Annotated in this window: 21 protein-coding genes; 13 read left to right on the forward strand and 8 right to left on the reverse strand. The window is 67.7% G+C overall.

From position 1 onward, the window contains the following. The first annotated feature begins 52 nt into the window (after window positions 1-52). Both IED13_RS19620 and IED13_RS19625 read left to right on the forward strand, forming a co-directional pair. Window positions 53-958, forward strand: a complete 906-nt coding sequence (locus IED13_RS19620) for a LysR family transcriptional regulator (protein WP_191125184.1) — start codon at window positions 53-55, stop codon at window positions 956-958. A gap of 62 nt (window positions 959-1,020) precedes the next feature. Further along, window positions 1,021-1,953 (forward strand): SMP-30/gluconolactonase/LRE family protein, encoded by a 933-nt coding sequence (locus tag IED13_RS19625; protein WP_113253394.1) that lies wholly within the window; start codon window positions 1,021-1,023, stop codon window positions 1,951-1,953. Window positions 1,954-1,980: 27 nt separating this feature from the next. On the opposite strand, the gene IED13_RS19630 is transcribed toward IED13_RS19625, so the two are convergent. The 4 genes from IED13_RS19630 to mscL all read right to left on the reverse strand — a co-directional run bounded on the left by IED13_RS19630 (window position 1,981) and on the right by mscL (window position 6,394). Further along, window positions 1,981-3,336, reverse strand: coding sequence for a protoporphyrinogen/coproporphyrinogen oxidase (locus IED13_RS19630; RefSeq protein ID WP_112763346.1), 1,356 nt, complete (start codon window positions 3,334-3,336; stop codon window positions 1,981-1,983). A gap of 145 nt (window positions 3,337-3,481) precedes the next feature. After that, complete coding sequence (locus tag IED13_RS19635) at window positions 3,482-4,546, reverse strand: AbrB family transcriptional regulator (RefSeq protein WP_162720089.1); 1,065 nt, start codon at window positions 4,544-4,546, stop codon at window positions 3,482-3,484. A gap of 113 nt (window positions 4,547-4,659) precedes the next feature. Continuing rightward, complete coding sequence (locus tag IED13_RS19640; RefSeq protein ID WP_191125185.1) at window positions 4,660-5,853, reverse strand: pyridoxal phosphate-dependent aminotransferase; 1,194 nt, start codon at window positions 5,851-5,853, stop codon at window positions 4,660-4,662. 121 nt (window positions 5,854-5,974) lie between these two features. Beyond that, entirely contained in the window at window positions 5,975-6,394 is a 420-nt protein-coding gene (mscL, locus tag IED13_RS19645; protein ID WP_038361203.1) for a large conductance mechanosensitive channel protein MscL, read from the reverse strand. Window positions 6,395-6,654: 260 nt separating this feature from the next. Between mscL and IED13_RS19650 the strand changes: the two genes are divergently transcribed. Next, a complete protein-coding gene (locus IED13_RS19650) occupies window positions 6,655-10,230 on the forward strand; it encodes a hybrid sensor histidine kinase/response regulator (RefSeq protein WP_191125186.1) in 3,576 nt (1,191 codons plus the stop codon). Between the two features lie 11 nt (window positions 10,231-10,241). Here IED13_RS19650 and IED13_RS19655 read toward each other — a convergent pair whose 3' ends face one another. Further along, entirely contained in the window at window positions 10,242-10,802 is a 561-nt protein-coding gene (locus IED13_RS19655; RefSeq protein ID WP_191125187.1) for a thioesterase family protein, read from the reverse strand. Between the two features lie 118 nt (window positions 10,803-10,920). Between IED13_RS19655 and IED13_RS19660 the strand changes: the two genes are divergently transcribed. The 5 genes from IED13_RS19660 to IED13_RS19680 all read left to right on the forward strand — a co-directional run bounded on the left by IED13_RS19660 (window position 10,921) and on the right by IED13_RS19680 (window position 14,274). Then, window positions 10,921-11,433: a tyrosine phosphatase family protein gene (locus tag IED13_RS19660; RefSeq protein WP_113253390.1), complete on the forward strand. Its 513-nt coding sequence runs from the start codon at window positions 10,921-10,923 to the stop codon at window positions 11,431-11,433. Window positions 11,434-11,578: 145 nt separating this feature from the next. Next, window positions 11,579-12,043, forward strand: a complete 465-nt coding sequence (locus IED13_RS19665) for an Lrp/AsnC family transcriptional regulator (protein ID WP_185747783.1) — start codon at window positions 11,579-11,581, stop codon at window positions 12,041-12,043. A gap of 83 nt (window positions 12,044-12,126) precedes the next feature. Continuing rightward, window positions 12,127-12,396, forward strand: a complete 270-nt coding sequence (locus IED13_RS19670) for an exodeoxyribonuclease VII small subunit (RefSeq protein WP_038361192.1) — start codon at window positions 12,127-12,129, stop codon at window positions 12,394-12,396. Window positions 12,397-12,418: 22 nt separating this feature from the next. After that, window positions 12,419-13,684, forward strand: coding sequence for a YcxB family protein (locus tag IED13_RS19675; protein WP_191125188.1), 1,266 nt, complete (start codon window positions 12,419-12,421; stop codon window positions 13,682-13,684). Continuing rightward, window positions 13,681-14,274, forward strand: coding sequence for a hypothetical protein (locus IED13_RS19680; protein ID WP_210323689.1), 594 nt, complete (start codon window positions 13,681-13,683; stop codon window positions 14,272-14,274). The genes IED13_RS19675 and IED13_RS19680 overlap by 4 nt, the downstream gene beginning before the upstream one ends. 24 nt (window positions 14,275-14,298) lie before the next feature. Here IED13_RS19680 and IED13_RS19685 read toward each other — a convergent pair whose 3' ends face one another. Further along, window positions 14,299-15,207, reverse strand: a complete 909-nt coding sequence (locus IED13_RS19685) for a LysR family transcriptional regulator (protein WP_191125189.1) — start codon at window positions 15,205-15,207, stop codon at window positions 14,299-14,301. 85 nt (window positions 15,208-15,292) lie between these two features. Here IED13_RS19685 and IED13_RS19690 point away from each other — a divergent pair, with 85 nt between their 5' ends. Beyond that, window positions 15,293-15,853, forward strand: coding sequence for an NAD(P)H-dependent oxidoreductase (locus IED13_RS19690; RefSeq protein ID WP_142020219.1), 561 nt, complete (start codon window positions 15,293-15,295; stop codon window positions 15,851-15,853). Window positions 15,854-15,909: 56 nt separating this feature from the next. Continuing rightward, complete coding sequence (locus IED13_RS19695; protein WP_112763338.1) at window positions 15,910-16,830, forward strand: pirin family protein; 921 nt, start codon at window positions 15,910-15,912, stop codon at window positions 16,828-16,830. Window positions 16,831-16,858: 28 nt separating this feature from the next. Here the strand turns inward: IED13_RS19695 and IED13_RS19700 are convergent, their stop codons facing one another. Next, window positions 16,859-18,088 (reverse strand): MFS transporter, encoded by a 1,230-nt coding sequence (locus IED13_RS19700; RefSeq protein ID WP_191125190.1) that lies wholly within the window; start codon window positions 18,086-18,088, stop codon window positions 16,859-16,861. A 178-nt stretch (window positions 18,089-18,266) separates the two neighbouring features. Here IED13_RS19700 and dxs point away from each other — a divergent pair, with 178 nt between their 5' ends. Both dxs and IED13_RS19710 read left to right on the forward strand, forming a co-directional pair. Continuing rightward, window positions 18,267-20,177, forward strand: coding sequence for a 1-deoxy-D-xylulose-5-phosphate synthase (gene dxs / locus IED13_RS19705; RefSeq protein ID WP_191125191.1), 1,911 nt, complete (start codon window positions 18,267-18,269; stop codon window positions 20,175-20,177). 1 nt (window position 20,178) lies between these two features. Next, entirely contained in the window at window positions 20,179-20,910 is a 732-nt protein-coding gene (locus tag IED13_RS19710; protein WP_191125237.1) for a TlyA family RNA methyltransferase, read from the forward strand. 62 nt (window positions 20,911-20,972) lie between these two features. Here IED13_RS19710 and IED13_RS19715 read toward each other — a convergent pair whose 3' ends face one another. Then, window positions 20,973-21,473, reverse strand: coding sequence for a hypothetical protein (locus IED13_RS19715; protein ID WP_112763334.1), 501 nt, complete (start codon window positions 21,471-21,473; stop codon window positions 20,973-20,975). Window positions 21,474-21,560: 87 nt separating this feature from the next. Here IED13_RS19715 and IED13_RS19720 point away from each other — a divergent pair, with 87 nt between their 5' ends. Further along, window positions 21,561-22,328: an SOS response-associated peptidase gene (locus IED13_RS19720; RefSeq protein WP_142020214.1), complete on the forward strand. Its 768-nt coding sequence runs from the start codon at window positions 21,561-21,563 to the stop codon at window positions 22,326-22,328. Window positions 22,329-22,379 lie beyond the last annotated feature (51 nt).

Consider the following 22,379-nt stretch of genomic DNA (forward strand, 5'->3'; position numbering starts at 1 on the left):
GCGCGTGTGGAAAGCCAGCCATTATTTCCAAAATGGAAAAGGTGGGCTTGCCATGGATCGGTTCGGCGATCTCGACGTCTTCGCCCATGTCGTCACGGCGAAGAGCATGTCAGCCGCGGGACGGCAGCTCAATCTGTCACCCGCGGTCATTTCGAAGCGCATCCGCCGCCTCGAGGAGCGGCTGGGGGTGCGGCTGCTGCAGCGCACGACGCGGCAGCTCGCTTTGACCGAGGCCGGGCAAGGCTTCTACGAGCGCGTCGTCTCGATTCTCTCCTCGATCGAGGAGGCGGAGGCCTGGGTCGCGAGCGGCGCGGGGCAGGTGCGCGGCACCTTACGCGTCTCGGCGCCCACCTCTTTCGGCCGGATGCATATCGCCCCCCATCTCAAGGCCTTCCTCGACGCCAACCCGCTGGTGACCGTCGAGCTCGTGCTGAGCGACGCCTTCGTCGATGTGGTGGGAGAAGGCTTCGACCTCGCGGTTAGGATCGCCGATCTGCAGGATTCCAGCCTCGTGGCGAAGCGGCTCGCCCCGAACCACCGCGTGCTCTGCGCCACGCCGGGCTATCTCGCAGCGCACGGGACGCCGACCGACATCGCCGCGCTCTCGCGGCATACGCTGATCGCGCACAATGCCGACCATTGGCGGCTGGATGGGCCGGAAGGTCCTGTCTCGGTGAGGGTCGGCGGTCCGCTCAGGACCAATTCGAGCGAGGTGGTGCGTGAGGCGCTGCTGGCCGGCGTCGGCATCGCCCTGCGCTCGACCTGGGATGTCGGGCCGGAGCTGAAATCCGGCGCCCTGCAACGGGTCCTGCCGGCCTATGCGGTGGGCTCTCGCGTCGCGGTCCATGCCGTCTATCCGAGCCGCCGCCACATGGAGCAGAAGGTGCGCGCCTTCGTCGACTATCTCGCCGAACTCTACGGCGCCACGCCCTATTGGGATGCGGGGCTTGCGCTATAGGGCATTGCCGGCGGCCAGGCCGCCGGGGGATGCTCCGGGAAAGGGCTTCTGGGAGGATACTCATGTTCGGCGTGCTCGAAGGCACAGGCGTCTCGGTTCTCGATCCGCGCTTCCACCGTATCGTTCCCGGCTCGGCCCGGGTCGAGCGGCTCTGGACGGGTGCGCGCTGGTCGGAGGGGCCGGCCTGGTTTCCCGCCCACAACACGCTGGTCTGGTCCGACATTCCCAACAACCGGATGCTGCGCTTCGACGCCCTCTCCGGCCAGACGGCCGTCTTCCGCGAGCCCGCCCGCAATTCCAACGGCAACACGGTCGACGCGCAGGGCCGGCTCGTCACCTGCGAGCATGGCGGGCGGCAGGTGACGCGCACCGAGCATGACGGCAGGGTCACCGTGCTGGCGAGCCATTATGGCGGCAAGCGATTGAACTCGCCCAACGACGTCGTCGTGAAATCGGACGGCTCGATCTGGTTCACCGACCCCGATTACGGCATCCTCACCGACTATGAGGGTGACAAGTCGCCGAGCGAGATCGGCGCCTGCCATGTCTACCGGATCGACGGGCAAACCGGCGAAATCGCCATCGCCGCCGATGATTTCGTCAAGCCCAACGGCCTCGCCTTCTCGCCCGACGAGAGCATCCTCTACATCGCCGATACCGGCGCCAGCCACGATCCCGAGAACGGCCCGCGCCATATCCGCGCCTTCGCGGTCGGCGCCGACGGCAAGACGCTCGGCGCCTCGAAGGTCTTCGCCACCTGCACGAATGGGCTGTTCGACGGCTTCCGCCTCGATGTCGAGGGCCGGATCTGGACCAGCGCCGCCGACGGCGTCCACATCTACCACCCGGACGGCACGCTGATCGGCAAGGTCGCGATTCCCGAAATCGTCGCCAATCTCTGCTGGGGCGGCCCCAAGCTCAACCGCCTCTTCATCTGCGGCACGACTTCGCTCTATTCGGTGATGACCCACACCAACGGCGCGCGGCGACCCTGATCCCAAGCGGATCAGCGCGGCAGGGCGCTACACGTCCTGCCCGACATAATCGGCCACATGCTGCATGCGCTTCAGCGTGCGCCAGTAGATGTCCTCCATCAGCAGATGGGCGAACTCGCCGTTGCGGCCGATGCTGTAGAGCCCGGCGACTCCGGTGCCGCGCGCGAAGGCCTGCCGCCGCTGCTCGTAGCGCGAGAGATAGACCGGATAGGCGAAGGGCGTCTTCAGCATCCCGCCGGCGCCGATATAGCGCGCCCGCAGATGCGGATAGATCCTGCAGAGCCCTTCAAGGCAGAGCGTCGCGAGTTCCTCGTCCGACATCGACCAATGGGCGTCGCCAACCTCGCAGCCGATGTCGAAGGTCAGTTGCGTGCGCCCTTCCGGCGCAAGCCAGGGCATCGCGGCCGGAGCTTCCGTCACCCGGAAGAAGGGCTGCGAACGGTCCGGCACCCACAGCATCGTGTCGGGCAGCAGGTTGCGGCCCTCGAAGCGCAGATTGACGAAGATCATCGGCCGGTAGCGGAACTGGCCGAGCTCGTCGAGCTGGTCCGTGCCCTCGACGAGGCGCGGCAGGACATGAACGGGCGCCGTGCTGATCGCCGCCGAAACGCCGATCTCGCGGCCATTGACCTGGATCGCGGCGACGCGGCCGCGCTCGACGAAGACGCGCTCGACGCGCGCTTCCAGTTCGATGCGGTGGCCGACCTGCTTCATCGTCGGCTCCAGCAGCCGCGAGACGCCACCTTCCGGATAGACATGATAGACGCGCGGGCTCTCCGGCATCTCGTGCGAATAGCCGTTGCAGACCGCACGACCCGTGACGCGGGAGGCGGCCTTGAGATAGAGCGTCTTCATCACCCCGGCCGAGAGCTTCTGTCCGACGGCCGGAGAAAGCTCGCTCGCCGGAGCGCCGGACCAGGCCTCCGCCAGCGGAATCGCGACATCCTGCGCCAGCGCCTCGCCATAGGCGTTTCGGAACCAGTCGGCGGCGTTCTCGACCTTACCGGGGCTTAACCGGGCCGCGAAGGCGCTGACCGCGTAGCGCGGCGACGCCGCCAGCCCGAAGGGGTAGCTGTAGCTGCGCCCACCGAGCGAGACCGCCTCGCCGTAGTGACCGACGGTTCGCGAGATCTCGCTCGCGCCGAGCGCGTCCGCCAGCCGGTTGCTGACGAAATGCGCGCCGAAATCATAGGTGTAGCCTTCGGCATCCTTGAAGGAGGAAGCCATGCCGCCGACCGCGCGGCCGGTCTCGAAGACCGCAGCCTGCAAGCCGCGCCGCTCGATATCGAAAGCCGCCGTCAGCCCGGCGATGCCGGCGCCGATGATCGCGACAGGCTTGGCGAGACGGCGCCAGACAGCCGGCGCCTTGACTGCGATGTCCATGGAGAAAGCCCCCGCGTTCCGAAGCCCGCCGGCAGGTTCCGGCATGAACTGACGTAACAGGAGCGGATGAATCCCGATTTGAGCCGACTTCACAATCAAGGGCTCAGATCGTCATGAACTGTTAACGCTAACGGAGCGGCGGCACTCAGGAGCCGGGCTTCTCGCCCTTGATCCGCATCAGCACGAGCGGCATGGCGAGGCCGATCACCACGAACCGCACCAGATGGTGGGCGCCGACATAAAGCGTGTCGAGCCCCATGGCGAAGGCGAGCATCGCCATGGCCTCGAGCCCGCCCGGCGCGAAGGCGGCCATGCCGCTGGCATAGGGGACATCAGCCAGCCAGGCCGCCGGCCAGGCAAAGAGGAAGGCGACGCCCATCGAGACGGCGAAGCCGCCGATCGCCAGCGGGAACAGGCCGCGCAGCTCCTTGCGCGGGATATGGGCGATGCGCCCGCCCATGGTCGAGCCGAGCAGGATCTGCACCGCGATCTGGATCGGCTGCGGCAAGCTGCCTTCGACGAGCCCGCTGCCATGGAGGATCGCGCTGGCGAAGGTCGCTCCGAACATCAAGGGCGCGGCAAGCCCGATGCGCTCGAAGCTGAGACCCAGCAGCAACCCGGCCATGACCAGACCCAGCATGGTCGAGGGACCGACTGCCGTCAGGACCGGCGCCGGCGCGCCCGCCGAGGTGCCGGTCGCCTGCATCAGGCTCGGCAGGAACGCGACCAGGACCAGCAGCCGGAAGAGCTGGACGACCGAGATGCGGCCGATATTGGCGCCCTTCGCCTGGGCGATCGCCAGAACGGTCGAGAGCGCGCCCGGCGCGGCGGCGAGAAGCGCGTCGATCCAGGGCCAGCGCGCGACATGGCGCAGATAAGCCCCGGTCGCGAGCATGATCGCCGCGACGCCGACCAGCAGAACCGCGAGCGAAGCCGGATAGCGCGCGAGCGCGGCCAGCGCCTCGGGTGTCGCGGCCGAGCCGAGAATCGTGCCCGAGAACAGCATCGTCGAATCGAACCAGGGGCGCCGAAGCGCCGGCAGCGGGCGAATCAGCGACACGATGGTGCTGAGCAGCATCGACCCCGACAGCCAGGCGGCGGGCATGCCGAGCGTCGCGAACAGGGCGCCCCCGAGCGCCGCGATCGCGATGACGACCGCCTCGCGTCCGAGGAGCGCAAATCGCGAGGAAGGGTAGCCGAACAGTCTCATTCTGCCCCGAAGCGTGCCGCATCGGCGACGCCGGGCGTTCATGACCATCGCTGGCGCAACGGTCAACCGCGCCGGCCGCCGGCCCGCGCAGGGCCGCCTTGCGTGGCGGGCGGTCAGGCCGCCATCAGCGCCTTCTGCAACCGCGCTACCGCCTCCGTGAGATCGGCGGCGTTGCGGGCGAAGCAGAGCCGCAGGCCCTTCTCGCCGCCGGGGCCGAAGGCTGTGCCCGGCGCCAGCCCGACATTGGCGGTATCGACGAGATCCAGCGCCAGTTTGCGGGAATCCTCGCGGCCATCGACAGTGAAGAATTGGTAGAAGGCCCCGACCGGCGCCGCGAGCGAGACGCGGTTGGTCGCCTTGAGCCCTTCATGGACGATCCGGCGTCCTTCGGCTGCGCGCGCGATCTGGCCGGCGATGAAATCCTCGCCCTCGTCCAGCGCCGCAACGGCACCGCGCTGCACGAAGACCGGCGAGCCGGAGGTCGAATACTGGATCAGGTTCTCGATCACCTGGCCGAAGGCCTCCGGCGCCTCGATCCAACCGATGCGCCAGCCGGTCATCGCCCAGTTCTTCGAGAAGGTCTGGACGAAGATGACGCGGTCCTCCGGCGCCATGATGTCGTGGAAGGACGGCGCCCGCGCCGAGCCGTCATAGACGAAGCGGCCATAGATCTCGTCGGCGACGATCCAGATACCGTGCTTGCGCGACAGGGCAAGCAGCGCCTCCTGCTCCGCCTTCGTCGCCGTCCAGCCGGTGGGGTTGGAGGGCGAGTTGATCAGCATGCCGCGCGTCTTCGGCGTGATCGCGGCCTCGAGCTTGCCGAGATCGAGCGTGAACCGGCCCTGGTCGTACTCCATCGGCACGCAGACGGGCCTGGCGCCGCCGACGCTCGTCGCGGCCACGAAATTGGGCCAGGCCGGAGTCGGGATGATGAGCTCGTCGCCCGGCCCCGCGATCATGCGCACCACGATCTGGAGCGACTGCATGCCGGAGCCGGTGACGAAGAAGCGCTCGGGCGAGAATGGCTGCCCATACAGGCGCTCGTGATAGCGGGCCAGCGCCTCGCGCAGTTCCGGGATGCCGCGCTGCCAGGTGTAGAAGGTCTCGCCGGCGGCGAGCGAGCGCGCCGCCGCGTCCCGGATGAAGGCCGGAGTCGGCAGATCACCCTCGCCGACCCAGAGCGGAATCAACCCCTCCCGCAGGCGGCCGTAATTCATCACCTCGACGATACCGCTTTCGGGCGCCTCGCGCGCCTCCGGCCGCAGATCGGCGATCAGCGTGCTGCCCGTCGGGAGAGCGGAATTCATCGGCTTCGACCTCGCGATTTGTCCTGCCCTTCTTTAGCCGATGACGGCGCGGCGGGGCATGAAATCGCGAGATCGGGTCGATCGGTCGCGGTGATGAATCGCGACCGGCGGCGTCAGCCGATCAAACCGTCTTCTGCTTGAGCAGATCGCGGATCTCGGTGAGCAGGACGACGTCGTCGGCCTTCGGAGGCGGCGCGGCCGGCTCTTCCTTCTGCTTGCGCTGGAGCGTGTTGATGCCCTTGACGACGAGGAACAGCACGAAGGCGATGATGATGAAGTTGACCGCGACCGTGATGAAGTTGCCGTAGGCGAGGACCGCGCCCTGCTTCTTGGCTTCGGCCAGCGTCGTGGCGGTGATGCCGCTGTTGAGGCCGATGAAATAGTTCGAGAAATCGACACCGCCCAATGCGCCGATAAAGGGCATGATGATGTCGTTGACCAGGGAGTCCACGATCTTGCCGAAAGCGGCGCCGATGACGACACCGATCGCGAGATCGATCACATTGCCTCGCAGCGCGAATTTCTTGAATTCATCGAGCATGCTGCACCCCTTCTTTAGTCGCCCGGATTTTTCCATCGGCCGGCGCAGGCTAGACCATGCAGCCCAGGCAGGAAAAGCCCGCAGGCGGTATATTCGGCGCGTTCGACCCGGTTTGCGCGAAATATTCGGGGGACGACTTGGACAAATGACCTGTGGCAAGCCGGAAGACACATCGCTAGACTGGTGGGAAACCTGAAACGGAAGGTCATGCCGGCAGCTTTTCGGCCCCGATTGCAGGCGCTCTCGCAGGACATGGCATCGTGATTCCAGCCTGGTCCGTCGTACTGGTCGCGCTCGCCTATCTGTGCGGGCTCTTCGCCGTCGCCCACACCGCCGACATATCCGGCCGGCGGCTGATGACCGGGCGGGCGCGCTCGACGATCTATGCGCTGGCGCTCGGCGTCTACTGCACCTCCTGGACGTTCTACGGCTCGGTCGGCTTCGCCAACCGCGCAGGCTTCGATTTTCTCGGCATCTATGTCGGGCCCATCCTGGTCATCGGCTTCGGCCATCGCTTCGTCGCGCGCATCGTCGGCATCGCCAAATCGCAGAATATCACCTCGGTCGCGGATTTCGTCGGCGCGCGCTATGGCAAGAGCGAGCGCGTGGCGGCGCTGGTCTGCCTCGTCGCCGTGATCGGCGCCCTGCCCTATATCGCGCTGCAGCTCAAGGCGGTCTCGAATTCGCTCTCCGTGTTCCTCGCCGCGACCGGCGGACACGCCCCGGCCTATGACGTGCCGATTCTGAGCGACATCGCCTTCCTCGTCGCGGTGGTGCTGGCCGGCTTCGCCTGCGCCTTCGGCACGCGCCATATCGATGCGACGGAGCATCAGGACGGCCTCGTCCTCGCCATCGCGGTCGAATCGGTGGTCAAGCTCATCGCCTTCCTCGTGCTCGGCATCTTCATCGTCTACGGGCTGTTCGACGGCATGGGCGACCTGCTCGCTCAGGCGGCAAAGCCAGCACCCGACATGCCGCCGATCTGGGACCGGACATCGAGCTGGCCGGGCTTCCTGACGCTGACGCTGCTGTCGAGCTGTGCCGCGCTGCTGCTGGCGCGCCAGTTCCATATGACCATCGTCGAGAATCGCGATGCCCGGGACGTGCGCCGCGCGGCCTGGATGTTCCCGCTCTATCTCGTGCTGATCAACCTGTTCGTCCTGCCCCTGGCGGCCGCCGGCGAGATCCTGCTGCCCGGCAGCGGCATCGATCGCGACATGACGGTGCTGCTGCTGCCGCTCCAGCGCGAGGCCGGGCTGATCGCGCTTCTCGTCTTCATCGGCGGGCTCTCGGCGGCGACGGCGATGGTGATCGTCGCCTCGGTCGCGATCGCGATCATGATCGCCAACCACCTCGTCATGCCGCTGCTGCTGCGCGGCCGCCGGGCCCTCAGCGAGCCCAGGAAGGCGAAGGCTTCGCTCGGCCCGCAAACGCCGGGCAACGGCAATCCCGGCGGCGATCTCGGCTCACAGATCCTGATCATCCGCCGGGTGAGCATCTTCCTCGTCATCCTGCTCGGCTATGCCTATTACCGCGCCGCCGGCGAGGCGGCGCTGGTCTCGATCGGCCTGCTCTCCTTCGCGGCGACGGCGCAGATCGCGCCTGCCTTCTTCGGCGGGTTGATCTGGCGGCGCGGCACGTCGCTGGGCGCGGCGGCGGGGCTCATCGTCGGCACGACCGTCTGGGCCTATACGCTGCTGATGCCGAGCCTCGCCATTCCCGGGAGCTGGTGGAGCGAGATCGTCGCGCATGGCCTTCTCGGGCTCGACCTGCTGCGGCCGGAAGCGCTGCTGGGCTTCGACGGCATGCCGGCCCTGCCGCACGGCGTCGCCTGGAGCCTCGGGCTCAACATCCTCTCCTATGTCGGCTTCTCGCTGCTCAGGCCGGCCAATCCGATGGAGCGTCTGCAGGCCAACGCCTTCGTCGAATCGGACCGGGCGACGATGGCGCAGACCTTCTCGCTCTGGCGCACCAGCGTCACCGAGGGCGAGTTGCAGGCGACCATCGCCCGCTATCTCGGCCGGGAGCGCACGGAAGGTGCCTTCGAAAGCTTCAACCACAGCCGCGGCGAAACGCCTGAGCCCGCTCGCGACGCCGACATCCACCTGCTGCGCTTCGGCGAGCACCTGCTCTCCTCGGCGATCGGCGCAGCCTCCTCGCGGCTGGTGCTGTCGCTGCTGCTGAAGAAGCGCAACCTCTCGACCGAGGCCGCCTTCAAGCTGCTCGACGATGCCTCGGCGGCCTTGCAGTACAACCGCGACATCCTCCAGCACGGGCTCGACCATGCCGGCCAGGGCATCACGGTGCTCGACCGGGATCTTCGGCTGCTCGCCTGGAACCAGGCTTTCCTCCAGCTCTACGACCTGCCGCCCTCGCTGGTGCGCTTCGGCACGGGGCTCGACGAGATCGTGCGCTTCAACGCGGCACGCGGCGCCTATGGCGACGGCGCGCAGGACGACCTGATGGCGGCGCGGCTGGAAAGCTTCGTCAACGACCGCGAGCCGGTCCGCCTCAAGCTCTTCCCCTCGAAGAAGGTGATCGAGGTCCGCACCAACCCGCTGCCGGATGGCGGCTTCGTCACGACCTATACCGACATCACCGAGACCGTCGCCGGCGAGGAGAAGCTCGAACGCGCCAATGAAAGCCTGGAAAGGCGCGTCGCCGAGCGCACCGAGGAGCTGCTCCACGTCAACACGGAGCTCCAGCGCGCCAAGGCCGAGGCCGAGGCCGCGAACCTCTCCAAGACGCGCTTTCTCGCGGCCGCGAGCCATGACATCCTGCAGCCGCTCAACGCTGCGCGCCTCTACGCGACCTCGCTGGTCGAGCGGGATCGTACCGCCGGCCAGCCCGACCTCGCCGAGAACATCGACGCCTCGCTCGACGCGGTGGAAGAGATCCTCACCGCACTGCTCGAAATCTCGCGGCTCGACGGCGGCGCCCTCAAGCCCGAGCTCACCGCCTTCCGCCTCGACGAGCTGATGCGCCAGCTCCAGCGCGAATTCGAGCCCAGCGCGCAGGAGAAGGGGCTGAAGCTCGTCTTCGTGCCGACCGGGCTCGCCGTGCGCTCGGACCGGCGCCTGCTCCGGCGCCTGCTGCAGAACCTGATCTCCAACGCGATCAAATACACGCCGAACGGCAAGGTGCTGATCGGCTGCCGGCGGCGCGGCAACCAGGTCGCGGTCGAGGTGATCGATACCGGGCTCGGCATTCCCCAGAGCAAGCAGAAGACCGTCTTCCGCGAGTTCCAGCGGCTCGACCAGGGCGCGCGAGTAGCGCGCGGCCTCGGGCTCGGCCTGTCGATCGTCCAGCGCATCGCCCGCGCGCTCGACCATGGGCTGACGCTCGATTCGGTGCCCGGCCGCGGCACGCGCTTCTCGCTCATGGTGCCGCGCACCGCGCCGCTGCCGGCGATGACGACCGGCGCGGCTCCGCGCCAGTCCCCGGCCGGCCAGCTCGCCGGAATGCGGCTCCTGGTGATCGACAACGAGCCGGCGATCCTCGACGGCATGAAGCGCCTGCTCGAAGGCTGGGGCTGCCGGGTGACGATCGCGGCAGGGCTCGAAGAGGCGCTGCCGCATGTCGGGGGCAAGAACGAACCGGACGTGCTGATCGCCGATTATCACCTCGACCATGGCAATGGGCTGACCGCGATCAGCTCGCTGCGGGCCCATGCCCGTACGCCGATGCCGGCAATCCTGCTCACCGCCGACCGCACGCCGCATGTGCGCGAGGCGGCGAACGCGCTCGACGCCCATCTGCTGAACAAGCCGCTGAAGCCGGCGGCGCTGCGCGCCTTGCTGGCGCAGTGGCGCGCGACGCGGCTGGCGGCGGAGTAGGTTTCCAGCCCTCAGCGCTCGCTTGCGCCGGCGCCGCGCAGCACCTCTTCCGATGCCAGGAAGGCCGCGACCTCGGGGCTCGGCGCCGGGCTTTGCGCGGTGATGCCGATCTCCGCGAGAAGCCGCTCGACGGGCACATAGGCCCTCGCCCGCCGGTCGTAGATCGCCGCCCGCACCAGCGCGACGGCAGCGACGATCTCACCCCCGTCGCGGCCCTGCATCAGCATGCGGTGCTGCATCACCAGCCAGTTCTCGCTCCAGCACAGGATGCGCGTCTCGAGATTGAAGGAACGAAAGAGCCGCATCTCGCGCCTGAAGCGAATCGTCCCGGCATTGACCACCGGAACCCAGCGGTGCCGCAGGATCGCGCGCCACAGGCTGCTGCGCAGCACGAGGTCGGTCCGCCCGAGATCCATCAGCGTCCAGTAGCGGCCGTTGTTCATGTGCAGGCTGGTGTCGAGATCGTGGAACCAGACGCGGAACGGCAGGAGAGAGGCTCCGCCCGGCATCTTCAGGCGCGGGCGCATCCGAAAGGTGGCGAGGAGCCAGATCAGGCGGAACCAGAGATTCATGTCGGCCTTCCGATTGTGGACCGGTCGCTGCGAGCCCCATGTCATACGGGCGGCATCGCTGTCGATCATGCTATCGTCTGGTTCGAACCCGCCAGAGAGCGGCAGCGGAGTCGCCGGCTTGCCCACCCTTCACGTCTCGCCCCTGTCGAAGCTCGACGTCACGGTCGCGGCCTGCGGCGCCAGCCATCTCGTCACGCTGATCAATACCGACACCAAGGTCGAGCGGCCCGCCGGCATCGCGGAGAGCCGCCATCTCTTCCTCGGCATGTCCGACATCAGCCAGCCGATGGAGGGGCATGTGCTGGCGGGGCAGGAGCATATCGCGCGGCTCATCGCCTTCGTCAGGGACTGGGACCGCGCCGCGCCGCTGGTGATCCATTGCTGGGCCGGGATCAGCCGCTCGACCGCGGCCGCCTACATCACCGCCTGCGCGCTCGCGCCTGAGCGGGACGAGGCGGAAGCGGCGGAGGCCTTGCGCGCCGCCTCGCCCTCGGCAACGCCCAATGCCCGCCTCGTCGCACTCGCCGACGCCAGCCTCGGACGGGGCGGCCGGATGATCCGCGCCATCGAGCGGATCGGCCGCGGAGCCGACGCCTTCGAGGGGCAGCCCTTCGTCTTCCCGCTGGCTTGAGCCAGGATGCCGCAACGGCAGCTTCATGCGGCCTTCCGGAGGATCGTCGCGGATCGTACCGGGCTCCTCGACGAGCGAGGCAGAAGATTGCTTGCATCCGGCAAAATTTGCGACGATTGATCGCGCGGGAGGCAATTCCGGCACCATGACGATCGAACTCGACTCGCGCGACCGCACGATCCTGCGAATCCTGCAGCAGGACGGACGCATCACCAATTCGGACCTGGCCGAGAAGGTGCACCTGTCGCCCTCCGCCTGCCTCAGGCGCGTGCGGCAGCTCGAGGAAAGCGGGTTGATCCGTGGCTATGCGATGATGCTCGACGACAAGATCGCCGGCTTTCCGGGCACGGCCTTCGTCTTCGTCACGCTCGACCAGCAGGGCCGGGCCTCGCTGGAGAGCTTCGAGCAGGCCGTGCAGAACCTGCCCGAGATCCTCGAATGCCACCTGCTCGCCGGGGCGCATGATTATCTGATGCGCGTGATCTATCGCGACAGCGCCGATTTCGAGCGCATCCACACCGACATCATCACGCAATTGCCTGGCGTGACGCGCGTGCAGTCGACACTGACGCTACGGACGATCAAGAAGACCTCTGCCCTGCCGGTCTGAGCCCGGCGGATCTAATTCCGGCTCGCGGGTTGCGACGGGGCGCCGTCCGACCGATAAGCTTGCCTCAAACAGGAATCAGGCCCGTGAGCGAAGACAAGACCCAAGGCACTCCCCATGCCGACGTCGCCGCCCTGCCCTTCGAGGCGGCGCTGAAGGAACTCGAAGGCATCGTCGCGCGGCTCGAGCGCGGCGACGTGCCGCTCGAGGAATCGATCGCGATCTACACGCGCGGCGAGGCACTGAAGGCGCGCTGCGACGCGCTGCTGAAGCAGGCGGAAGCCCGCATCGAGCGCATCACCCTCGGTGCAGACGGCAAGCCCACGGGCACGACGCCGCTCGACGTCGAGAACTGAGAGGGCGGAGGCGACCGGCAGGATGCGCACGACGCCGACGATCCGCCGCGCTGACGCAACCGATCCTCCCGAGGCTTTCACGATCGAGGCTCCGGTCCGCCTCGAAGACCGGGTCGCGGCCGCGCTCTTCGCTTATGCCGATCTGTTCGCGGTGGCACGACGGCGCCAGCTCCATCTGCTGATCTGGGTGGTTATCGCGCTTCTGGCGATGGCCTACTACGCCTCCTGGCAGGAAAGCGGCCATTTGGGCGCCCGCGCTTTCCTGTCGCGTTTCGGCGCGGACCTGCTCGGTCTCGGCGGCCTGCCGATCCTCGTCGTCGCGGGGCCCATGCTGGCCTACTACCTCGTCCAGCCGGCGCTCGTTCGCAGCCGGCTGAAGCGCTGGTATCGCGACGAACGGCTCGACCGCCCCATTGGCACTACCTATCGCTTCGAGCCCGGCGGCATCGCCGTGACCCTGCCCGGCCGCGGGAGCGCGCTCGCCTGCCGCCGCATCGGCGGCATCTCCGAAAGCTCCACCCATCTCTTCATCCGGTTGAAGGACATCGAGGATGTCTTCGCCCTGCCCCGCAGCGCGCTATCCGGGGAGCAGGTCGCGCAGATCGGAGCATGGGCCGCCTCCTGTCATGTCGATGGCGCGGGAGCGGCCCGCGCCTTTCCGGAGCTGGAAACGCCGCCGGGGCGCGCGCCCCTGCTGACCGCGCGTTTCGAGCTGACCGAGGATGATCGCGCGGTCGCGCTCGGCTGGCAGATGGAGCGCCCGGGGACGCGGCGGCGGCGCAGGCGCGGCTTTATCCTCGCCTTCCTTGTCGCGGCACTGATCCCCCCGCTGCTCTTCGGCGTCCTCTGGCTTCTCGATCCCGAGAGGGTGCCCTTCCGCTATGCCTTTCCCTTGTTCGTCGAGATGTTCGCGAGCACCTTCTGGAAATGGGTGCTCGGTCTCTGGGCGGTCATGACGGCCGTCATCCTGCTCCATCCCTGGATGAGACGCCGGCATGCGCGCCAGCTCGCCCGGCAGATGCAGAAGCGCGTGCAAGCCTATGAGCACGAGGTGCGGCTCTACGACGACGGCCTCGAAACCTGGCAGGACGGCTTTTGCAACGGCTTCGACTGGAAGGGGTTCGAGCGGATCGAACGCCAGGGCGACCATCTCATCCTGCTGCGGCGGGAAGGCGAGCCGCTGATCCTGCCTTTGCGCGCGCTCGACGGCGACAAGCTGGCCATCTTCCAGCGCATCGTCGATCATCGCATCGATGGGGGGAGCCATCGGCCGGAGGCAGGCACGTGACGAAGCCGCTCGCGAATTCCATTGCAACAGCGCTGGCGGCGCTGGCCTTGTCCGTCGCGGCCGCCACCTCTCACGCCGAGACCATCGTGATGCCGCACGGGCTTTCGGTCGACCTCCCCGAGGGCTGGCACGTTGACGGGTCGCCGGAAGGCGAGGTCTCGCAAACCGGACTTCGCCGCGTGCAGCTCGTCTGCGACAGCGAGGCCTGCAGGAAGACGCAGGAAACCTGCACCATCCTGATGCGCTCGAAGGAGATCGAGGGCGCCGACGATGCGGCCAGGCTGCGCGCGCTCTATGCCTCGCCTCTCGACCGCTACACCCGCCTGCGCGCCGTGCTGCGCTCGACCAGCAAGGACGCCGAGATTCGCAAGCCGCTGGAGATCGTGCGGATGGGCGAGCGAGAATGGTACCGCGTCGAGACCGATGCGCGGCACAACTACAAATCCGGCCTTTTCGCCGAGACGGTCGTCAGCGGCCTCTATGTCGGCGGGATCTGCAAGACCTGCGAAACCGGCGAGGAACGCCATCGGGACGGCCTGAAGATCCTGATGAGCCTGAAATCGAGCGCCGCAGCCGCCTCCCTGCGCTAGGCCTGCCGCTCGCCGACGGCAATCTCAGCCTCCGACCGGCAGCGCGAGGATCAGATCCTCGATCAGCCTTGCGACGTGCTGGACGGCTGGATCGCCGGCGCGGCGCTTGTGCCAGGCGCTGTGCAGCGGGAAGCCTTCCACGGCAAGCGGCGGCGGGAAAGTGACGAACGCGTCGTCGCCATCCTGCAGGCAGCGGCTCGGCAACAGCCCGATCATGTCGGAGCCGGCCACCAAAGGCAGCACCATCGTGAAGTTCGGCACGACCATGCCGACATGGCGCTCGCGCCCGATCCGCGCCAGGGCTTCGTCGAGAGGCCCCTTCGTGTCGCCGCGCCCCGAAACCAGAACATGCGGATGGGCGAGCCAGCCCTCGAGATCGAAGCCGGCCGCCGCCGGATGACCGCGGCGCATCACGACGAGATAGCTCTCCCGAAGCAATTCGCGGCGGGTGAAATCGGCCTCGACGACCGGGAAGACCGAGATCGCCAGATCGATGGTTCCGCGCCCAAGGCCTTCAAGCGCGGCGGCTGCGCCATGCCAGGGCATGAGGACGACCGTGATGCCCGGCGCCGTCCGCGCCAGGCGGCGATGCAATTCGGGGGCGATGGCCACGGCCGGATAATCGGCCGTCACGACCCGCACGGTCTGCCGGATCGCCATGAGATCCGGCTCGTTCCGGTCGAGCAGGGATTTCGTGCTCGCCAGAATGTCCTTCACCGGCCCGGCCAGCGCATGGGCCTTTGGCGTCAGGACCATTCCCCCGGGACCGCGCTCCAGCAGCCGGTCGCCAAAGAGCTGGCGGCAGCGGTCCAGCGCGCTCGACATCGCCGGTTGCGACAGGCCGATGCGATCCGCCGCACGCGAGACATGCGCCTCGTCGAGCAGGGCGTCGAGCACCACCAACAGGTTCAGATCGACCGACCTTAAATTCATGAAATCGATGATACGGTATATCGATCATCCATTGGAGTAATTTTATCGACGCAGCCATCCTCTGCTCATTCCGAAGGAGGATGCCATGACCAAGACCCTGATCCTGCTGTTCCACCCGCATTTCTCGGTTTCGCGTGCCAACAGGGCGCTCGTCGAGGCAGCGCAGCATCTGCCTGATACCGAGATCGCCGATCTCCATGCGCTCTATCCGGACGGGCAGATCGATGCCGATGCCGAGGCCGCCCGGCTCGTCGCGGCGGATCGCATCGTGCTGCAGTTTCCGGTCCAGTGGTATTCGACACCGCCGCTGCTCAAGGCCTGGCAGGATGTCGTACTCACGCGGATGTTCTACCTCGACTATGAGACGGAAGGCGCCAAACTCGTCGGCAGGCCGCTGCTGGTCGCGGCGACGGCGGGCAATGTCGAGACGGCCTATGCACCGCAAGGCGTCAATCTCTTCCCGCTGACGGAACTCCTGCTCCCGCTGCGGGCGACGGCGCATCGCTGCGGTCTCGCCTGGGCCGAGCCCTTTCTCGTTTACGACGCCCGTCGCGCCGACGATGAAGCCCTGAAGGCCGCAGGCGACTACTACGCCTCGCGGCTGCGGCGCCTGGCCGCGCCGGCACCGGCAGCGGCGGCCGCCTGAACAGCCTTGCCCGCCAGCGCGATCGGGGTAGGCTCTCGCCGACACAGGAGGCCGCCATGTCGCAACTGCCAGCCGAAGATCCCGTCCTGGGCGATGCCCGCTCCTGCGAGGCGATCGAGAAGGTGATCGTGCCCCGCTCCCATGACCTCGGCGGCTTCCAGGTGCGCCGGGCGCTCCCGGCGATCGGCCAGCGCATGGTCGGCCCCTTCATCTTCTTCGACCAGATGGGACCGGCCGAGTTCCATCTCGGCGAAGGGCTCGATGTGCGCCCGCATCCGCATATCGGGCTCTCGACCGTGACCTATCTCTTCGACGGCGAGATCATGCATCGCGACTCGCTCGGCACCGCACTCGCCATCAAGCCGGGGGCGGTTAATCTGATGACGGCCGGGCGCGGCATCGTGCATTCGGAACGCACTGGCATGGAGGCACGCGCCAGCGGCCCCAAGCTCTACGGCATCCAGGCCTGGCTCGCCCTGCCGAAATCGCATGAGGAGGTCGCGCCGGAATTCGTGCATCACGGCGCGCCAATGCTGCCGCGCATCGTCGAAGGCGGCAAGCGCATCAGCCTGATCATGGGCTCGGCCTATGGCCAGAGCTCGCCGGTGAAATTCCCCTGGGAGGCGCTCTATGCCGAGGCGGTGCTCTCGCCCGGCGCGATCCTGCCGCTCGACCCGGACTATGACGAGCGCGCGATCTACATCGTCTCGGGCAAGGTCGACATCGCCGGGGACGAGTTCGGCGCCGGCCAGCTCCTGGTCTTCAAGCCCGGCGACCGCATCTCGATCCTCGCCGTCGATCAAAGCCGCGTGATGATCGTCGGCGGCGAGCCGATGGATGGCCCGCGCCATATCTGGTGGAATTTCGTCTCCTCCTCGCAGGAGCGCATCGAGCAGGCCAAGCAGGAATGGAAGACCGGCCGCTTCGACACCGTACCGGGCGACGACAAGGAGTTCATTCCGCTGCCGGAGGGATGACACCTTCCCTCCCAGCAGCCACAACCCGTCAGGCGATCTCGGACAGGTCCCGCAATCTCGGCACCTGCGAAAAGGCGATGACGAGCAGCTGAACCAGAAAGCCCGCGGTTGCGAGACCCAGGCAGGCGGCGATGCCGAAATGCGCCGCCACGGAGGCTCCGATCGCGGCGCCCAGTGGACGGGCGCCGAAGGTCGCCGTCATGATCAAGGCCGAGACGCGGCCGAGCATCGCATTGGGCGTGACGGCCTGCCTCAAGGTCATCGTGGAGATCGTCCAGATGATCGGCCCGACACCGAACAGGAAGAAGCTCGCTCCGACCAGCTGGACAGACGGGAACCAGAGCGTCGCGAGCATCACGCTGGCCGCGCAAAGCCCGGCGAAGGGCCCGAGCAGGATCAACGTCCCGAAAGAGACGCGCCGGGCTATGGCGGGCGCGAGAGCAGCGCCGACGATCATTCCCGCGCCGTAGATGCCGAGCGTGACGCCGACCTGGGTCGCGCTCAGGCCGAGGTTCTGGATCGCATAGGCGACATAGACCGCCTGGAAGACGAACCAGGAGATGTTGAAGAAGACCGCCGTCAGCAGGATCGGCCTGAGCAGGTCGTGGCCAACCGCGAAACGGGCGCCCTCCCCCAGATCATGCAGCAGATGGCGCCGTTGACCGGAGGGCGGTTCATCCTTGGGCAGGCCGGCGAGCAGGAGCACGGCCAGGATGGAAAGTGCGGCGGCCAGGCCATAGGCCGTCGAGACGCCGATCCAGCCGACGAGCGCCCCACCGAGAGCCGGCCCGCCGGCATAGGCGACGCTGCGCGCCAGCTCCAGCCAGCGATTGGCATCCGCAAGCCGCGCGCGCGGCACCACGGAGGGAACGAAGGCCGGTGCCGCCACGCTGTAGCAGACCGTGCCGATGGCGCCGAGCGCGCCGAGCACGGCAAGCCAGGTCAGGTTGAGGCTGCCTGCGGCCAGCAGCAGCGGGATCGCCAGCAGCGACAGGGCCCGCAGCGCTTCCGTGCCGACCATGAGTCGGCGCCGCGAGGCACGGTCCACCATCAGGCCCGCCGGGATGGACAAAAGGAGGAAAGGCAGGGTCTGCGCCGTCTGCAGCCAGCCGGTCTCGGCCGGCCCGGCCGAGAGCAGCAGCACCGCGGCCAAGGGCGCGGCAGCCAGCGCAATCTGCTCCGAGAACTGGGCGGAGAGATTGGACCAGCCGATGCGGCGGAATGCCATCGGCAGCGGCGCGGTATCGGTCGTTTCCATCGCCCGGTGTCCTCGAAAGCGGTCTTGAGGGCACTAAACGGCGTTGCTGGCGCGGGAGCCACCCGTTTCGTGGGATGAGTCGGCGCTTGCCATGCGCGGGCCGCCCCCCACCTCTGGTTTGCCAGCGCGCCACGCAACCTCTATTTCAGGTGATCTCACCGAAGGATCACATTGCCTCGTGCCCCGTCCTGTCACGCCGCTCCTCGACACGATCCAAGCCCCGGCCGATTTGCGCAGGCTCGACGACACGCAACTGCGCCAGCTCGCCGATGAGCTCCGGCTGGAAACGATCGACGCCGTCTCCGTCACCGGCGGCCATCTCGGCGCCGGGCTCGGCGTGGTCGAGCTGACGGTGGCGCTGCATCATGTCTTCGACACGCCGCGCGACAGGCTGATCTGGGATGTCGGGCACCAGGCCTATCCGCACAAGATCCTGACCGGGCGGCGCGACCGCATCCGCACGCTGCGCCAGGGCGGCGGGCTCTCGGGCTTCACCAAGCGCGCTGAGAGCGAGTACGACCCCTTCGGCGCCGCGCATTCCTCGACCTCGATCTCGGCCGGGCTCGGCATGGCGGTCGGGCGCGATCTCGCCGGCCGCAAGAACAACGTCATCGCCGTGATCGGCGACGGCGCGATGTCGGCCGGCATGGCCTATGAAGCCATGAACAATGCCGGCGCGCTCGATTCGCGGCTCATCGTCATCCTCAACGACAACGACATGTCGATCGCCCCGCCGGTCGGCGCGATGTCGGCCTATCTGGCGCGGCTGGTTTCAGGCCGTACCTATCGCTCGCTGCGCGAGGTCGCCAAGCAGCTCGCCGAGCGGCTGCCGCGCTTCTTCCACGACAAGGCGAGGCGCACCGAGGAATATGCCCGCGGCTTCTGGACCGGCGGGACGATGTTCGAGGAGCTCGGCTTCTACTATGTCGGTCCGATCGACGGGCATAATCTCGACCATCTGCTGCCGGTGCTGCGCAATGTCCGCGACGCCGGCAACGGGCCGATCCTCGTCCATGTCGTGACGCAGAAGGGCAAGGGCTACGCCCCGGCCGAGGCAACGCCCGACAAGTACCACGCCGTCGTCAAATTCGACCCCGTCACCGGCCTGCAGGCCAAGGCGCCGGCCAATGCGCCGAGCTACACGAACGTCTTCGCCCAGGCCCTGATCAAGCAGGCGCGGGAGGACGAGAAGGTCGTCGCCGTCACCGCCGCCATGCCGTCAGGCACCGGGCTCGACGCCTTCGGCAAGGAATTTCCGGGCCGCACCTTCGATGTCGGCATCGCCGAGCAGCATGCGGTGACCTTCGCGGCCGGCCTGGCAACCGAGGGCTACAAGCCGTTCGTCGCGATCTACTCGACCTTCATGCAGCGCGCCTATGACCAGATCGTGCATGACGTGGCGATCCAGAAGCTGCCCGTGCGCTTCGCACTCGACCGCGCCGGACTCGTCGGCGCCGATGGCGCGACCCATGCCGGCTCCTTCGACATCGCCTATCTCGCCTGCCTGCCGGACATGGTGGTGATGGCGGCCGCCGACGAGGCGGAGCTCACCCATATGGTCGCGACCGCCGCCGCCTATGACGAAGGGCCGATCGCCTTCCGCTATCCGCGCGGCGAAGGCATCGGCGTCGAGATCCCGGATGTCGGCTTGCCCCTCGAAATCGGCAAGGGCCGCATCGTCCGCGAGGGCACGCGGATCGCGCTGCTTTCGCTCGGCACGCGCCTCGGCGAATGTCTCAAGGCCGCCGAACTGCTGGCACAGCGCGGCCTGTCGACCACGGTCGCCGATGCCCGCTTCGCGAAACCGCTCGATGAAGCGCTGATCCTCAAGCTCGCCCGCGAGCACGAGGTTCTCGTCACGGTCGAGGAAGGCTCGGTCGGCGGCTTCGGCAGCCATGTCCTGCATCTGCTGGCGCAGAACGGCGCGCTCGATGCCGGCCTGAAGATCCGGAGCCTGACGCTGCCCGACGTCTTCCAGGACCATGACAAGCCGGACGCCATGTATGCCGCTGCCGGGCTCGATGCCGCCGGCATCGTCAAGGCCGTCGAGGCTGCGCTGGGCACGCCGAGCGCGGTGAAACTGGCCTGACATCCCTGCCATGAAGAGCCGGGCCGATCAGTTGCTCGTCGAGCGCGGCTTCTTCGAGAGCCGGGCGCGGGCGCAGGCCGCGATCGCGGCCGGGCTGGTCACCGCCAATGGCACCCCCGTGCGCAAGGCCTCCGAGATGGTGGCCGCTGATGCGGTGCTGACCGCGCAGGCGCCGCATCCTTACGTCTCGCGCGGCGGGCTGAAACTGGCGGGCGCGCTCGATGCCTTCGGCTTCGATCCACAGGGTCTGGTCTGCCTCGATGTCGGCTCGTCCACCGGCGGCTTCACCGACCTGCTGCTGAAACGCGGTGCACGCCATGTCGTCGCCGTCGATGTCGGGCGTGACCAGCTCCATGCTTCGCTGCGGTCAGACCCGCGCGTCACCAGCTTCGAAGGGCAGGATATCCGCACGCTGGATGTCGAGGCACTGCCCGAGCGGCCGAGCCTCGCGGCGATCGATGTCAGCTTCATCTCGCTCAAGCTGGTCCTGCCGGCGGTCGCGGCGCTGCTCGCGCCTGCCGCCGGCATCGCGGCGCTGATCAAGCCGCAATTCGAGGCCGGGCGGGCGGCGCTGAAGAAGGGCATCGTCCGGGACGAGGCGATCCAGCTTCAGGTCTGCGACGAGATCGTCGGATTGCTGGGCGAGCTGGGCTTCACCGTTTCTGGGCCGATCCTCTCTCCGATCGAGGGGGGCGACGGCAATCGCGAATTCCTCGTCGGCGCGCAGCGCTAGCATCGGACCGAAAAGTGGAATCCACTTTTCGGAGAGATCTGATGCTGAGACAAAGCGCCTGATCAGCGCGCCAGCAGTGCGTCGATCTCGCCTTGCAGGCTGGCATCGTCGAAGGTCGCGATGTCGATCGTGCCGTTGGCGTTGATGAACTGGGTGGAGCGCGTGATGAGCCTGCGCAAGGCCTCGCTCGCCACCTCGATGATCGTCGGCAATTCGGCAGGGCGCGGTTTCTCGACGAGGAGCGCGGTCACCGTCGCGACGAGGCGGGCCATGGAACGGCAGACCTCCTCGAAGCTCTTGCGCCGCGCCGGGTCAAGCCGGTCATAGGCGACCAGCGCCTCGCCAGCGCAGCGCAGGGCCGATATCTCGAAATGCCCACGATAGCAGAGGTTTCGCCAGGATTGCAGGTCTTCGATGACGCTGTCGTCGCTCTCCGCCATCTCGATCAGCATCAACGCTTCGCTGTAGCGGTTGAGGAAATCGGTCGAGAGACGGGGGGCGCGGAGCCCGTCCATCCGATCAGCCGCCTCGCCGGCCTGCAATTGCGTCGCGGAGACGGTCATCCTGAGCCCCAACTCGCCGCGACTATGGTGGGCCAAACCCCAACAAAGTGTTGCTTTGCTCTGCCGCTATCGCGCTAAACAGGCGCCATGTGCGGACGCTATGCGATCACCCTGCCCCCCGAGGCGATGCGCGCGAGCTTCGGCTATCGCGAGCAGCCGAATTTTCCGCCGCGCTACAACATCGCGCCCACGCAGCCCGTGCCGATCGTCAGACTTCATGACGGGGCGCGGCAGTTCCTGCTGATGCGCTGGGGCTTCATTCCCGGCTGGGTCAAGGACCCCAAGGATTTCCCCCTCGTCATCAATATCCGCATGGAGAGCGCGGCCGAGAAGCCCTCCTTCCGCCACGCACTGACGCGGCGGCGCTGCCTGCTGCCGGCGGACGGCTTCTACGAGTGGCGCCGCTCCGGAACGGGGCGGCAGGCGCGCGCCGACGCCTTCCTGTTCCGCCGGCCGGATCGCGGCTTCTTCGCCTTCGCGGCGCTCTGGGAAACCTGGCATTCGCCTGATGGTTCGGAGATCGACACCGTCGCGATGATGACCGGCCCGGCCAACGGCACCATGGCCGCGATCCACCACCGTTGCCCGGTCATCCTCGACCCGGCCGATTACGATGCCTGGCTCGATCCGGGCGCCGCGCCGCAGCAGATCGATCGCCTGCTCAAGCCGCCACCGGACGCTCTGCTGGAGCCGGTCGCGATCGGACCCGCCGTCAACAAGGTGGCGCATGACGGGCCGGAAGTGCAGGCGCCAATGGCGGAGACGGTGCCGGAGCCTCCCGCGGCCGAGCCGGCGAGCCATGCGCGCAAAGCGACCCGGCGTCCCGTCGATGATGGGCAAGGCAGCCTGTTCTAGCGGCGGAATCATGCTCTGATCGTGCAAAAGCACGATGAGGAGAACGCGCAG

This window comes from Allobosea spartocytisi (assembly GCF_014764685.1).
GTDB classification, from domain to species: domain Bacteria; phylum Pseudomonadota; class Alphaproteobacteria; order Rhizobiales; family Beijerinckiaceae; genus Allobosea; species Allobosea spartocytisi.

Excerpts from the sequence above, each read along its gene's own strand:
- IED13_RS19620 (WP_191125184.1), top strand. The coding sequence starts at position 53 with ATGGATCGGTTCGGCGATCTCGACGTCTTCGCCCATGTCGTCACGGCG.
- IED13_RS19625 (WP_113253394.1), top strand. The coding sequence starts at position 1,021 with ATGTTCGGCGTGCTCGAAGGCACAGGCGTCTCGGTTCTCGATCCGCGC.
- IED13_RS19630 (WP_112763346.1), bottom strand. The coding sequence starts at position 3,336 with ATGGACATCGCAGTCAAGGCGCCGGCTGTCTGGCGCCGTCTCGCCAAG.
- IED13_RS19635 (WP_162720089.1), bottom strand. The coding sequence starts at position 4,546 with ATGAGACTGTTCGGCTACCCTTCCTCGCGATTTGCGCTCCTCGGACGC.
- IED13_RS19640 (WP_191125185.1), bottom strand. The coding sequence starts at position 5,853 with ATGAATTCCGCTCTCCCGACGGGCAGCACGCTGATCGCCGATCTGCGG.
- mscL (WP_038361203.1), bottom strand. The coding sequence starts at position 6,394 with ATGCTCGATGAATTCAAGAAATTCGCGCTGCGAGGCAATGTGATCGAT.
- IED13_RS19655 (WP_191125187.1), bottom strand. The coding sequence starts at position 10,802 with ATGAATCTCTGGTTCCGCCTGATCTGGCTCCTCGCCACCTTTCGGATG.
- IED13_RS19665 (WP_185747783.1), top strand. The coding sequence starts at position 11,579 with ATGACGATCGAACTCGACTCGCGCGACCGCACGATCCTGCGAATCCTG.
- IED13_RS19675 (WP_191125188.1), top strand. The coding sequence starts at position 12,419 with ATGCGCACGACGCCGACGATCCGCCGCGCTGACGCAACCGATCCTCCC.
- IED13_RS19685 (WP_191125189.1), bottom strand. The coding sequence starts at position 15,207 with ATGAATTTAAGGTCGGTCGATCTGAACCTGTTGGTGGTGCTCGACGCC.
- IED13_RS19690 (WP_142020219.1), top strand. The coding sequence starts at position 15,293 with ATGACCAAGACCCTGATCCTGCTGTTCCACCCGCATTTCTCGGTTTCG.
- IED13_RS19695 (WP_112763338.1), top strand. The coding sequence starts at position 15,910 with ATGTCGCAACTGCCAGCCGAAGATCCCGTCCTGGGCGATGCCCGCTCC.
- IED13_RS19700 (WP_191125190.1), bottom strand. The coding sequence starts at position 18,088 with ATGGAAACGACCGATACCGCGCCGCTGCCGATGGCATTCCGCCGCATC.
- IED13_RS19715 (WP_112763334.1), bottom strand. The coding sequence starts at position 21,473 with ATGACCGTCTCCGCGACGCAATTGCAGGCCGGCGAGGCGGCTGATCGG.
- IED13_RS19720 (WP_142020214.1), top strand. The coding sequence starts at position 21,561 with ATGTGCGGACGCTATGCGATCACCCTGCCCCCCGAGGCGATGCGCGCG.